This is a genomic window from Empedobacter sp. GD03861 (genome assembly GCF_029840885.1).
GTDB lineage: Bacteria > Bacteroidota > Bacteroidia > Flavobacteriales > Weeksellaceae > Empedobacter > Empedobacter falsenii_B.
The window spans coordinates 1-13,920 of record NZ_JAOCDJ010000011.1 but is presented as its reverse complement, the minus strand read 5'-3'; the positions used below and the strand labels follow the sequence as shown (position 1 = coordinate 13,920).

Here is a 13,920-nt window from a genome sequence, read left to right as displayed (position 1 = left end):
ATGTTGTATTTAGATTTTTCTCAACCTAATTTTGATGTCAACGCTATTGAAGTTACCAACGAATTTGAACAATCCGTAAAAGATTTTTTGGTTGAATGGTTTTCTGATTCTGAGGTGATGATTGCGCATACTTCGGGGTCTACTGGAACTCCGAAAGAGATTATTTTAACCAAAAAAAATATGCGAAAAAGTGCGAATATGACGGGAAAATATTTGCATTTAGAGAAAGGAAATTCGGCTTTATTGGTGATGCCTGTTACTTATATTGCTGGAAAATTGATGTTGGTTCGTGCAGTAGAAATCGGATTGAAATTGATTTGTATGCAACCAACTTCTCATATTTCTTTGAATGAAATTAATAGTGGAATTTCACAAAATTTTACCTCGATTGATTTTGTTGCGTTAACGCCTATGCAAGTTGAAAATTCGTTAGATTTTGTTTCAAGATGTCAAAAGTTAATTATCGGAGGAGCGCCTCTTTCGGAGAAAGTGAAACAAGAATTGTTTGCTTTTGAGAACGAAGTCTACGAAACATATGCAATGACGGAGACGATTACACATATTGCGTTTAAACAAGTTGCGAATCAAAAATATCCTAATGCAGAACAAGTTTTTGAAGCGTTTGATGAGGTAACGATTTCACAAGATGAGCGAGGTTGTTTGGTGATTGATACGCCTTATGATGGATTGCAAGTTGTAACGAATGATGTGGTTGAATTGATTGATACACGAAAATTTAACTGGATTGGTAGAGCGGATAATGTGATTAATTCGGGTGGAATAAAATTATTTCCAGAACAAATAGAAAATAAGCTGAAACCGTTCATTGATTCTGATTTTTATATCACTTCAAAAACGGATGAATTATTAGGTCAGAAATTAATTTTAGTTGTGGAAGGAGAGCAGAGGAGCTTGGATTTTTCTTTGGCAGATTTAACCAAATATCAAGTTCCAAAAGAAATTATTTTCATTCCTACATTTTCTCGAACGGAAAGTGGTAAAATAAAACGACAACAGTTTTAGGATCGACCTATTTTTTTATTTTGTTCGTGTATTTTACCTAAAATAGCTTAATTTTAGCACTACTAAAACTTATACTGTGGATTACAATCGACTTTTTAATGATATTTTTTTCTTGATTTTTGATGATAAAATGGATGAAAATCAATATCCAATTTGGAAAAGTTTTTCGTTTATTCACAATCCGATTCAGCAATTAATTAAGGCACAAGATTTATTAAATCAGTTGCTTCACGAATATCCAAAAGATAAAAAAGCACTTTTTCTGAAAGGAGTTGTTCAGCGCAATTTAAACTTCAACGAAGAATCGATTTTGTATCTTTTAGAAGCAAAAAAGGAAGATTATTACTTGTATGCTGCGAATTTCTACATTGCCGAATATTATATTCATAAATTGAAATTTGATGAAGCGCAAAAGTATTTGAAAGAAATTGAAATTGTGTATCCTACCAATCAACGTTTTCTTTTCTTATCGATTTTAGTGAGTTTAGAATTGTTTGATTTTGAAGAAGCTAAACGATATTTGAATATTTTGTATCAATTGGTTGAGGATAAACAACTTTTAGAATTATTGAGTAAAAACCTTCAGATTACTGAAGAAATTGTCTTGAAAACGACAAATCGATTGGTCTTAAAAAATTTCAAGTTGAGAAGTTTTAATTATAATCTTCAGCTCAAAACAAATTTGATTGCTTTTTATAAGAATTTCGCTGATATCGGGGTTAATTTTAATGGAATCAATTGCTTTATAATGGCACTTACCTTGAAGCAAATTACGTTGTATCCGACGTTTCATAATCTTGAAATTTATAATGTTCAAACGATTTTAGATTATATTGATGTTGATAAAAAAGGGATTCAAATGCGCTTAGAAGACATTGATTTTGACCATGATTTTGTCAAAAATTACCACGAATATTTAGAAGTCGAAATTCTATTGAAAGAAGATTAGTTTTTTTACTCAACTACATTTTTCTCAAGGAAATATTTTTGTTGTGATCTTGAATCGAGTTGAAGATGACTGAAGTAGTTTAGAATAATCTGAGATTCTTCGACAGGTTTAGAATGACAATAATGTCAAGTTGAGTTTATTTCAGTTTTGCATAAATAGATGAAGACTTTTCTATTGAAATGATAAATAGGAAACATGAATAAAAGTAAACAATCAGAAAAAAAACTTTAATTTTGCTAAAATTTATAAGATGGAATTTGTTCAAGATAAGGAAGAAGTTTTTGATAACGTCGAGTTGTTTTTGGAAAGTCTAGAAGTTGGAACGGATGAAGAAAAAAAGAAATCGATCCAGTTAATCAAAAAATCGAAAACATTTTTGGTGATTGATGCGGATGAGGTGATGGTTTTTGCGCCAAGTACATTTATTGGCATTAAAGAAAATAACATTCAGCAGTTTACAGGGAAGTTATTGGAGCACGAAACCAATCCCATTCTAACGAAATTGTTCGGTTCTACACCAAAAATTGATAAAACTTTGGACGAATTATTTTTAGATTTTTGCGACGAAATAGAAGTTAATCGCAATGATGTTGGGATTTCCCGAGACTATTGGATTATAAAAGATATGTAAAAAAAGAGCTTTTCATCTACAAGTGAAAAGCTCTTTTTTCTTAAAATGTTAAAGGATAACATTGATTTTTGCTTTGCTAATAGGTTTTATTCCAGTCAAAGCACCATCAATTTCGCACTTCAACAAACCACTTCCTCCACCATAATGATGGATTTGCTTTATAGTAGGGAAATAAGTGCTTATCCATTCCTCCATTTTCTCTACCTCCGAAGCACCAATTCCACTACTGTATAATATTATTTGGACGTTGTTTGTTGATACGTATCCTTTCAATTCTTCTTGTGAGCAGGTACAAAATGCTTTCCAGTTTTCATTTTTGTTAATCACGCGTTCTAACGTGTCTACAATTTCTTTGTTTTTACCATAAACGGCGATTTGTACTTGCATATTAGATTAATTTTAAGGCAAAGTAACAACATAACGCATGGTCTAACATTGATTTACGATAAGAAATAAAAAGACATAAAAAAAAATCGTTCCAATTCGAAACGATTTCTATGTTTTATTGTTGATTTTCTAATTGTGCTAATCTTTCGGCAGCTAAATAAAATTCAGGATTCAACTGCAATGCTTTTTTGTATTCCTCTACAGCTTCGGCTTGTTTCTCAAATTTTTCTAGGATTGCGCCTTTGTTGTAGTATGATAAGAAATGATTTGGATTTAACTCGATTGATTGATTAAAATCGTTCAATGCATTTTCTAAATCATTCAAAACAAAATAAGTATTTCCTCTGTTGTAATACGACAAGAAATGTGGTTTCATTTCGATTACTTTCGAATAATCTTCGATTGCTTTATCCAATTGTTGTAATTGATCGTAGCAAAATGCACGATTGTGGTAACATGATTCGTAATCTGGATTAATTTCTAAAGCTTTATTGAAACATTCGATCGCCTCATCGTATTTGTTCAAATTCATCAATACATAACCTTTTTGATGATAAGCTACAAAACTTGCCGGATCAATCTCGATCACTTTATCAAAATTCTCAGCTGCTTTTGTTGGATTATATTGATTAAAATTTGCCATTCCTCTGTAGAAATAGAAGTTTGGATTTTTATCATCTAATTCAATTGCTTTATCAAAATCCTTGATTGCATCTGTATTTTGTTTCATATAATATTGGCTCAATCCACGACCGAAATATGAATTTGCCACTTCTATTTGACGCTTAATCGATAATGTAAAATAATCAATCGCTTTTCTATACTGACCTTTGCGGAGATATTGACTCCCATCTTCATAAAAACTCATAGTTCAATATTACAACAAACTCTTTAAATTTTAAATAAAAAATTTTAGAAAAGTTTATCTTTACTCAAAACAACACACATGAAAATAGAACATTTAGGGATTGCCGTAAAAGATTTGGGATTATCGAATGAATTGTTCGAAAAATTATTAGGAAAAGCACCGTACAAAGAAGAAGCAGTGGAGTCGGAAGGTGTGAGAACCTCTTTTTTTGAAGTAGGCGAATCGAAGATCGAATTGGTCGGTTCTGAAAAAAATGATAGTGCTATTGAAAAATATTTAGAAAAAAATCGCGAAGGAATTCACCATATTGCTTTTGGAGTAGATGATATCGAACTCGAAATAGAGCGTCTTAAAAATCAAGGGTTTACTTTTATTAACGAAACGCCAAAATTGGGAGCAGATAATAAACGTATTGTTTTTTTACACCCTAAAACAACAAATGGCGTATTGGTAGAGCTTTGCGAAGATGTAAAATAATTTTGAAGTTCAAAAAAATAGCTTTAATATTGCAAACGAATTAGGTGATAGCTTCCTTTTTATTGCTTAATTCTCTGGTCCTATAACTCAGTTGGTTAGAGTAGCTGACTCATAATCAGCAAGTCCTTGGTTCGAGCCCAAGTGGGACCACAGAAAATCCCGATAAACACACTGTTTATCGGGATTATTTTTTTATTGGGGGTTAATTAGGGGGTGTTTGTTTAAATAAAATAGGGTGAAGACTCTACCTTCACCCTTAAAAACTCTAAAAGTTTTTTCGAGGCTTGTGTGTGATAGTTACCAAAATAAACTATAAATTATGGCTTTTAAGAGTGTATTCAATTTCTTGAATACGTTGCCCCAAATATTTTAATAAACACTATGCCCTCGCTTAGTGTTTAGTTCTTTTCCTAAATCGTTTTCCTTCCAGCTGTAAAACCAATCAGAAGTATATCCTGTGATTTTTTCAATAATAATATCTTTCTCTGCATTAGTTGTTGTACGCGTATCAAAAAAACTTATTTTATTTAAAATTTGTCGCCTAAATTCTTTCGCTTCCGAATCTGTACTTGCAATGTATGGACAAGTAAGTACATCAATCAAAAGGAAAATATCTTCTGCTTTATTCTTTTCAAAGTTATTAAATTTTTCGACAATTATATTCTGTATATCTTTTCTAATTTCATTATATTTTTGATTAGAATCTACATTTATATAGTTCAATAAAGAAATAATTGTGAAGTAGTTTAAACTGGTATTTGGAGTTTTGTTATTTTGGCTATCTAACTGGAAAACTCTAAAATGCTTATTTATTAATTCCTCTTCAAATCGATAATTTTCTCCTAATTCATTTATGATTGGCAGTAAGTATAAAGTTTCCACTTCTGCATATTCAGATGAAAAACTTTTTTGGAATATCAATAAAATGCCATCATATATTTTTTTGAAAATGTTATGTTTTTTATCAAAATCAAATGCTATATATTTCAATTCCTCTATTCTTGCACTTTGAACTTTAACTAAATAACTTTGCTTCGTTCGTTCTTGATTTTTAATGAAGTCAATAATCCTAAATAATATATGGCAAACCTTTATTGAATAAGTTACTCTTGGAAGAACAGAATAAATAAAAAATGTCAACTCAATTATTTCATTAATGTTATTAAATAATTCATTATAAAATAATTTTAATTTCTTCTCTTGCTCTTTTATTTCTTCAATAATTTCGGCTAATTTCTCTTGATGTTTTGATTTATCTTTTTCGCCTGTATTATTTAATTCTGTTTCGGTTTTACGCTTTTGAGAATACAAATGAAGTAAGGTTTCTTGTTCATCTTGTATTTTCTTTATCAAACTTTTAAGTTTATTAAAAATGATTGCCAAAAAGTAATTTTGCAGGTCTTTATAACTTGTTTCGGTTTTAGCTAAAATAGCTTTGTAGTTGGTAATAATATCTTTAGCTGTATAATATTTCAACCCTATCTGGTTTTTTATTTCAGAATCATAAAACTGAAATATCATTGAATGTTCAATCAATTTTCTAATTTCTTCTTTTGCCACCGTAATGTTTGTGATGATTGGTTTAGTAAGAATTTTAGTTTTTGAATCATTAAAAAACAAGTTGTATTCTTGTAATTTTATTTTATATAAGTTTAAGATTTCTGACTTAATTTTATCATCATTGTAAAAAACAAAAAAATCATCTACATACCTGTAAACATCATAATCCTCTTTGTATTTATAGCCTTTTCGGTATAATTCTTTTTCAACATTCTTGTCAATTCTTTGCAAGATTAATTCCGCAAAGATTCTTGAAAACTCTGGACCAATTACAATACCGTTTGTTTCATTGTAATTCATTTGTTGCATCACTTTATCAAACTTGCCTCCAAATGAATCTTCATTTGTTCCTAAATTATCCTTGACAATTTTTTTATTGGATAATGCCCATGAAAGAGTATGTGTGTAAATACTATCAAAACATCTTGAAACATCGAATTTCATTAAATTATCAAATCGTTTTTCAGCTCTTTGATATTCATATGACTCATAAAACTCATAAATATTACTATACTTCTGATATGAAAAGAATGTTTTTAAACTTGTATATTCTTTGTCTGTAGTTTCAATTATTTCAATATCTTGATTTTTAGATTTTGTCTTTTTGTTGGTGCTATCTTTATAATATTTTAATGATGAAACTTTGCTTGGCTTTCTCAAAGAAAATCTGCTTAATTTCGTATTGCAAAGAATTGTATTTTTATACTTATCATAAAACCCTACTAAGAAAAGTTGATTTATTGGATGAATTACGGTCAATTCTCTGTAATCATTATCCTTATGTGTTATCTTGAATTTAAAAGGAATTGTTAATAAAACTTTTTTGAAAGCATTTTCATTAAATTTGAAATAATCAAAGTTTGCATCACTTGTGAGATTTACATTCTTTTCAATTCCAAAAAGAGTTTGAATTAATCTTTTTAATACTCCTGTATGGTCTTTTTTGAATTGGATTGTCCTATTATCTTCATTAATTACTATCTTGTTTTTGACCAAAAAATTATAGAAATGCCTATTTGAAAAAAATGGTGGAACTTCATAAGGCAATATGTCTGAAAGAACAACTCTTTCTTTTTTGTATCCGATATTATGTCCTTTTTTTCTTCTCATCTTTTCCAAATTAAATTGATTTCTGCAATTCCAAATTGTAATATTCCTTTATTATTCTGATTATTTACATTATTCCGTTTTCTGTTATGGCTCTTATATTTTTTGTTTTTTAATGGTAATATTTGAAATGTTTTCTTCTTAAATCCGTCAATAAAAGAATATTTCAGCATTATTTGCTTTTCATCGGTTGTAAATCCAGCTCTGTCAATATTCCATTTGAGTCTTGTTTGTAGTTTTTCAAGAGATGTATCACTATTTAAAAATGGATTGGAATAATAGATTCCAACAAAAACTTTATCTTTATTATTTCTCAGTTTTGTATTTGATGTGAGATAATTGATTCGGGCAGATAATAATTTAAAAGCATTTTTTCTGTTATGTTTCTTTTTCTTTTCAAAATGTTGAAATGATAATTTTATTTTATCGAAATATTTGTTGATTTTGTTTTCTGAAAGTCTAGTAGTTAGATCTTGCTTATCTACTTTTCCATTATTTTTGTACCTAATTATACTACCTATTTCATATCCTAAATATTGGATTGTTTTAGGGACATAATTTGGTTGATTGTCATTAAATCTTAAATTGAAAATCCCCTCTAAAAGATTGTATTCATCTGTTTTCTTTATATTTAAAGCAAGCCCTTCACTTGTAATTAAATCAGTTAGTTTTGTTTTATAATCTCTTAATTGTATTGAATCGATGTTTTTTGATTTAGGGATAAAAATGGCAATAATATCATCTACATATCTTGCATAATAAACCAAATCATCAAGCTCTCTAATTTTATTATCAATACTTCTCATAAAGAGTTCTGATAAATAGGCACTAATTCCAACACCTCTCGGAACACCTTTAGCTGTTTCAGGATTTGTTTGTCCAGTTAAATTATTATAGCTTGTAAAAATCTGACTTATAAATTTTTTCGTCTTTATGCTTAACAAATAATCATTATTGATTTTATCCAATAATTTCTTTTGAGGAATTGATTCGTAAAAACTTTTTATATCGGTACGGATAACATATTTGGGAAAGTTGTCTTCTAAAAGGTTTAATAACTCACTTAATATTGCATATCTTGACGATTGTTTTACATTATATGTTCTGTTTATATTGTCTTGAATCTTTTTAGAAATAAAGAAGTTCTGAATGTTATGTTCAAACATATAGCTCTGTTCACCATAATTTCCACCCAAAACCAAATTAATAATATGATTGTTAATTCCGTCAGTTACTTCGTCCAGTACTTCTGTAACTATCGTATCTCTTTCCTTTTTTAATCTTTTCTTATCAGCATAAAGTATTTTCTTCCTATCAAAATCCCTTTCTTGCTGTATCTGTTTTCTAAGGTTTTTTAGTTCGCCAACTTTTGCCAAAGAATCAACAAAATCGTCTTTGTATTTTTCCTCAACATTAATTCCTTTTCGATTCTCTTTGTCGAAAATTTCTTGAAATGATTTAGATGAAAATGATTGGTCTAACATATTAATTTTTTGATTTATATTTTCCGTCTAAATCACTTCTTCTAATCTGAATTTCAGGATTAAAAATATCTAAATGTTTTTCACAAATTTCAATAACTTTTAATTCATCTTCTTTTGTGCAATTAGGGTATAAAGTGATTTTTATTTGAGCTAATGATTCTGAGCTAATTGGAGCTAAAATAAATTCAGGTAAAACTGAATTAGGTCTATTTATAACATGTAAATAATATCTTATTTCATTTTGAAAATCCCAATATTCATCTTTATACTTAACAAAACAATCTAAAGATAATTTTTTAATGTGATATGTTTTATCTAGATCATCATACCACCAATTTTCTTCTTTCTTTTCTTTATAATCCTTACAATAACTAACCTCAGTTATAAATCCGCTATCCGAATCAAAAGGTGGAGTAATCATAAAGTCTTTGTTAATTAGTTCATTCCATGGTAAAGGAAAAAACATATTTGCAGCTGGATGATTTTCTCCTAAAAATTCTTTAATATCGGGCATTTGAACTCCTTCATTATTTACAGGATTATCCTTTTTAAACCATTTTTTGGGTAATTCTATTCTAATTCCTTTAGGAGCGTACATAGCCCATTGAGGAATCATTTCTCTTGATTCTTTAGACCAACAAGAAATAAAAAAATTCTTTTTTATGATTTCTGGTACTCCTTCATTTTCAGTTTGATCATCCATTAAATCAAACCTTTTGAATAATATTTTTTTACTCTCTAATATTTTTTCTAATGAATCAATACTTGTATAGTGATTAACTTTTTCTATTTCAACCATAATTTATATCTCTAAAACATTATCAATTTCTTTCATCAAACGATCTGTTTCTGAAAGGGCAACAATAATTTTATTGTAGTGCATAATATCTTCGAAACCTAATTCAATGTCTTTGCGGTCTTTTAACCATTTTTGAGCAGGTTGATATCCTCCGATGTAGAAATTCCAAGCGACTTCTGGCACGTTATCAAAGTATTGTGTATCGTTGATATATACTTTACCCTCTGCGTATTTAGGTTTACCAACAATGTTAGTTCCTTCTACTGGGTATGAAGAAATAAAATCATCAACTTTGGGCGATTCTAATAAATGAATTTCACGGATTTGTTTTCCTAATGCTACTAAATCCCAAAATTGTTTTTGATCTGTTGGGTATGGTACACGAGGGAAATCGATTTTAAGGAACTCTTTGTATGTTTCTCTATACTTTGGCGAATGCAATACAGCGTAAATATAATCTAATAGATCTATTGGATAAAATTGGTTAGTTTCCTCTTTTTGTGTAGCATAATCTGGCTTTTCAGCAGAAAAATATAATCCTAATTTATCAGCTATTTTATTTACTATTTCTAGGTTTAAGTTTGGTGTGCGTTCTGAGGTATCTTCTAAACTTGTTTGACTAGAATCATTGTAAATGTATAGAGGAAAATAATATCCTGAACCAAGTCTACCAGCCGTTCCTGTTAGATTGAATTCACCAATAGTTTTGCTAATGAATATATATCTCCAATCACTAACACATTGTTTACTTATTACTAATGAAATTTGTTTTTTATCAATAATATGTTTTGCTATTTCTTTTCTACTTCTTTCAATAAAATTTTCATTATAATAAATATACTTACTATCAAACGGTCTGTAGGATATTGAATATATGTATTTATCATTGAAACATTTTGCATTATCTTTTGTCTGTTGTATTTTCCATGTTGAATTTTCTTTTACACTATATTTTAATTTTAAATCATTAATATTTAAATGGAAGAAATCGTTAATTCGATTTGCTAATGAATTTTTATTAGAATCTATAACTAATGAATCCCTTGATGTAACAATTCCTACATTATTTAAAAGAAATAATTCATTTATTTTAAACCCTTTGTCATAAATAACTTGTACACCAAAATCTTTTTGTACCATAAAATAATTTGGTGCAATATTTTCTAAAAAATTAAAATCAATCGAATTAATTGAATTATTATTTAAAAAATTATATTTCAACTCACGCTTTCCAAATAAATCATAATGGAAAACTTGACCTAATTCGTTGGCTTTTTTGTGTCCTGTTTTTACAAATAGGTTAATTGATACACCTTGCATGATATCGAATACATTTTGATCGACTGAACCATCAGGAGCTGTTTCTTTCTTTTTAGAATTTCCGTGTAAATCAATCGTATAGATTTTATCAAATTCGTTTAATAAATTCCATCTCATCCCTCTAAACGTAGGGTTATCTAAGAAACCATGAGGATTGATAAAAGCCATTACACCATTACCATTTTTATTAATGAAGTATTGTGCAAAACGTATAAACTTAACATAGTCATCGTTAATCCATTTTGGATTACGTTCTTTTAATTTTTCTTTACCTCCTGGTTCTTTCTTATAATCTTCCATTAAGTCCATGATCCATTTTCCCTTATTAGCAGATTCCCCACTATAAGGCGGATTACCAATAACAACCATTACAGGAGTATCTCGTTTTACGGCATTAGCTTGTGTGCTTTCATCCGAAAGCCAAGAACTGAATAAAGTCCCTGAATCTGGGTGCGCTTCTTCTAAAGAGTTGGTTAAGAAAATACGGAAACGTTGGTCGTCTGTACTTTTATAGCCAGTTTCTTGCAACAACATATCCATTTTTAAGTGAGCCATTGCATAAGATGCCATTAACAACTCGAAACCATTTAAACGAGGAATTAAATCTTCTTTTACATATTTAGGCCACATACCTTCCATTCCTTTAAATTTAGAATGGATGTGCTTTACCGTTTCGGCTAAGAAAGTACCTGTACCCGTTGCAGGATCTAAGATTTGTACACGGTGTATTTCTCTTTCTTCTTGTTTATATCCTGTAGCAGAACGTTTGTCGGCATTTTGTGTATTTACTTTGATTTTAGTTTTAGACGTGTCAGCTAAACCACGAGATAATCCAAATTCGTCTTTCAGAATATCATCGACTGCACGCACAATGAAATTAACTACTGGTTGAGGCGTGTACCATACCCCGCGCGCTTTACGCAATTTGCTATCATATTCTGATAAAAATGTTTCGTAGAAGTGAATGATCGGATCTTCCATCTTGGTAGATTTTCCAAAATTCTTCATGATCTTTGCCACATCGGTTGCCAAGAAAATTGAAACCAATTCTTCTACAATCCAAACTAAACGATCATCTAAATCGAATCCTGCAATATCTTGAAAAAGTTTGCGTAAAAATGGATTCGATTTAGGAATAAGATTAGCCGCTTCTATTCGAGAAAAGGTTTCTAAAGTTGGATCATTATATCGGGCAGCAAACATTCCGTAAGCAATTGTTTGAGCGTATATATCGGCAAAAGACTTGTTGTTAATGTCGTGAATCAACATTCTCTTGAAAGTATTCATCTGATTTTTCAATTCAGAAGTAATATTTTGCTCGTCATCAGCATCCAATGATTTCTCAATCACATCTGCCATTAAACGTGCTTTACCAGCTAATAATTCGGCTAAACGTTGAGGACTTTTAATCGTTTGAGAAATGGTTTGAGAAAAATCTTTAATTAGATTTTCAAACACATTAAAATTTTCAGGTTTCGAAATTATTTTTCCATCAATAATTTCTGCAATTGTTACGCTTGTCGTTTTTTCACCATCTCTGTAAAAATCAAACTGTAAATAATCTGTAATAATAAGATTAGATAATCCATTACGGTATCTATCGAATTGTTCTTTTAATGTTTTTGAATCTAGCTTTACGCCAATATCCTTAGCTTCGATATAGCCAATAGGTATATTTGCTTTTCCTTTTGTTAAAACGTAGTCAGGAGCGCCACATTCAACTCTTGCAGGTTCATTTGTTACTAAAATATCAGGTAAAATTGTATTTAATAAAGTTTGTAAATCTCCTCTGTATGAATGTTCTCGAGCATTTCCTGTTTGATAAAGTCGGTTTAAATTTTCTAAGTATTGTTGGGTTGTCATTTTAAGTTTTAATAGATTTCTAAAATTACAATATTTTAGTTTAATTTAAAAAGAATTAAAATGCGTTAAAATAGTGTTGAATAAATATATTCTTAAAAGTTTTTTCTATACTTCGAATTTTCTAGTTTTTCTATTAATGGAGGAAAATCAATGTTGATTTTATTATCTTCAATCATTAACTCTTTATTATTATCTAAATCACCTAATTTGTTCATGAAATCAATAAAATCGATTCTAAAAAATGATGGATTTTTTAATTGTGTATAAAAAGATTTAGATTGTAACAATTTTTTTAACTCATTATAACTACCAAAAATTTTAGGTATTTCTTTAGAAATACCAATTTTGTTATCATTTTTTTCATCATAATAAAAACTTTGTGTATTTACAAAACCTACTAAAATACTATCAAGGTCTTTTTTCATAAATTCTTTAAATATTTCAATTGCTTTTGGATGAATAAATTTTTCTTTAAAATGTCTATTTTCTATAGTTTTCCATCTTTCGAAATAACAATTATGAAATAATTCCCAAAAATCTGAGTTAATATTTTCATTATTTTTAATTAAATTTTCAAAAAAATTAATAATTACATTATAAAATTCGTCTTTATTATAAAATTCATTTTCATTGATATTTTTATCTACCATCTTACAATAATAAACAATGGATGAATTATAAGAAGAATTGTTTAATTTATTTATTATAAAAGATTTAAATTCCATTAAGTTACCTTTATAATATATGTCACTAAAATTTTTTATTTTCCCAATAGTGTGTAATCTTCCCTAAAAACCGGACCGTTTAAAAATATAGTTTATTAACTTAGGGATAATTATGAAACAAAGCAATTTTACAGAAGTTCAGATCGTCAAGATCTTATCAGAACAAAATCAAGGCAAAACAGTCAATGAAATTTGTCGTGAACATGGAATAAGTCAACCCACTTTTTATAAATGGAAGAGTAAATATGGCGGAATGGAAGCCCATCAATTAGCTCAATTAAAAGAACTAGAGAAGCAATTGTCCCAATATAAAAAAATTGTAGCAGAGCTTACTTTGGAAAACGTAGTTTTAAAAGATGTTATCGAAAAAAAGCTATAACGCCTTGTGAAAAACGAGAGTTGGTGTTGTATTCAAAAGAAAAACATCAGCTAAGTTCTCGCAGGGCTTGTCGTCTATTTAGCTTAAGAACATCCGTTTTTTATTATCAAAAAGTACGTAAAGATGAGGATGATAAAATACGTTTTCAATTGATAGCACTATCCAACGAGCATCAAACTTGGGGCTTTTGGATGATGCATTATCGTTTACGAAATTTAGGCTTTACTTGGAACCATAAACGAGTTTATCGAATTTACACTTCGATGAAACTTAACCTACGTAATAAACGTAAAAAAAGACTTCCTGCAAGGATTAAAGAGCCGCTTTTACGTCCGATTTATCCAAATA

Annotated in this window: 13 protein-coding genes and 1 tRNA gene; 7 read left to right on the top strand and 7 right to left on the bottom strand. The window is 29.1% G+C overall.

All coding sequences use genetic code 11. From position 1 onward, the window contains the following. The 3 genes from N5D03_RS07600 (at window position 1) to N5D03_RS07590 (ending at window position 2,603) form a co-directional block, all read left to right on the top strand. Window positions 1-1,023 carry an AMP-binding protein gene (locus tag N5D03_RS07600; protein WP_280051303.1) on the top strand — a complete coding sequence of 341 codons (1,023 nt, stop codon included), beginning with the start codon at window positions 1-3 and terminating at the stop codon, window positions 1,021-1,023. A 76-nt stretch (window positions 1,024-1,099) separates the two neighbouring features. Further along, complete coding sequence (locus N5D03_RS07595; RefSeq protein WP_280051302.1) at window positions 1,100-1,972, top strand: hypothetical protein; 873 nt, start codon at window positions 1,100-1,102, stop codon at window positions 1,970-1,972. A gap of 250 nt (window positions 1,973-2,222) precedes the next feature. Continuing rightward, window positions 2,223-2,603, top strand: coding sequence for a hypothetical protein (locus tag N5D03_RS07590; RefSeq protein ID WP_280038239.1), 381 nt, complete (start codon window positions 2,223-2,225; stop codon window positions 2,601-2,603). A gap of 48 nt (window positions 2,604-2,651) precedes the next feature. On the opposite strand, the gene N5D03_RS07585 is transcribed toward N5D03_RS07590, so the two are convergent. Together N5D03_RS07585 and N5D03_RS07580 are read right to left on the bottom strand one after the other, a co-directional pair. Further along, entirely contained in the window at window positions 2,652-2,990 is a 339-nt protein-coding gene (locus tag N5D03_RS07585; RefSeq protein ID WP_114999401.1) for a hypothetical protein, read from the bottom strand. Between the two features lie 115 nt (window positions 2,991-3,105). After that, entirely contained in the window at window positions 3,106-3,858 is a 753-nt protein-coding gene (locus tag N5D03_RS07580; protein WP_038337013.1) for a tetratricopeptide repeat protein, read from the bottom strand. 78 nt (window positions 3,859-3,936) lie between these two features. Between N5D03_RS07580 and mce the strand changes: the two genes are divergently transcribed. Both mce and N5D03_RS07570 read left to right on the top strand, forming a co-directional pair. Then, window positions 3,937-4,335, top strand: a complete 399-nt coding sequence (mce, locus tag N5D03_RS07575; protein WP_219034454.1) for a methylmalonyl-CoA epimerase — start codon at window positions 3,937-3,939, stop codon at window positions 4,333-4,335. Window positions 4,336-4,411: 76 nt separating this feature from the next. Next, a tRNA-Ile gene (locus N5D03_RS07570) sits at window positions 4,412-4,485 on the top strand. Window positions 4,486-4,704: 219 nt separating this feature from the next. Here the strand turns inward: N5D03_RS07570 and drt3b are convergent. From drt3b to N5D03_RS07545, 5 genes are all read right to left on the bottom strand, one after another. Next, the gene (gene drt3b / locus N5D03_RS07565) at window positions 4,705-7,005 is read right to left on the bottom strand and encodes an antiviral reverse transcriptase Drt3b (protein WP_280051301.1); all 2,301 of its coding nucleotides are present in this window, start codon (window positions 7,003-7,005) and stop codon (window positions 4,705-4,707) included. Next, on the bottom strand, window positions 7,002-8,486 hold the full coding sequence (drt3a, locus tag N5D03_RS07560; RefSeq protein ID WP_280051300.1) for an antiviral reverse transcriptase Drt3a: 1,485 nt from the start codon (window positions 8,484-8,486) through the stop codon (window positions 7,002-7,004). The genes drt3b and drt3a overlap by 4 nt, the downstream gene beginning before the upstream one ends. A 1-nt stretch (window position 8,487) precedes the next feature. Further along, the gene (locus N5D03_RS07555; RefSeq protein WP_280051299.1) at window positions 8,488-9,285 is read right to left on the bottom strand and encodes a hypothetical protein; all 798 of its coding nucleotides are present in this window, start codon (window positions 9,283-9,285) and stop codon (window positions 8,488-8,490) included. A gap of 3 nt (window positions 9,286-9,288) precedes the next feature. Next, complete coding sequence (locus N5D03_RS07550; protein ID WP_280051298.1) at window positions 9,289-12,468, bottom strand: type ISP restriction/modification enzyme; 3,180 nt, start codon at window positions 12,466-12,468, stop codon at window positions 9,289-9,291. Between the two features lie 92 nt (window positions 12,469-12,560). Then, entirely contained in the window at window positions 12,561-13,193 is a 633-nt protein-coding gene (locus N5D03_RS07545; RefSeq protein ID WP_280051297.1) for a hypothetical protein, read from the bottom strand. Between the two features lie 112 nt (window positions 13,194-13,305). Between N5D03_RS07545 and N5D03_RS07540 the strand changes: the two genes are divergently transcribed. Both N5D03_RS07540 and N5D03_RS07535 read left to right on the top strand, forming a co-directional pair. Continuing rightward, window positions 13,306-13,572, top strand: a complete 267-nt coding sequence (locus N5D03_RS07540) for a transposase (RefSeq protein WP_038336637.1) — start codon at window positions 13,306-13,308, stop codon at window positions 13,570-13,572. Window positions 13,573-13,721: 149 nt separating this feature from the next. Continuing rightward, window positions 13,722-13,920: IS3 family transposase (locus N5D03_RS07535; RefSeq protein WP_280051296.1), on the top strand; the 199-nt coding region annotated here is incomplete at its 3' end.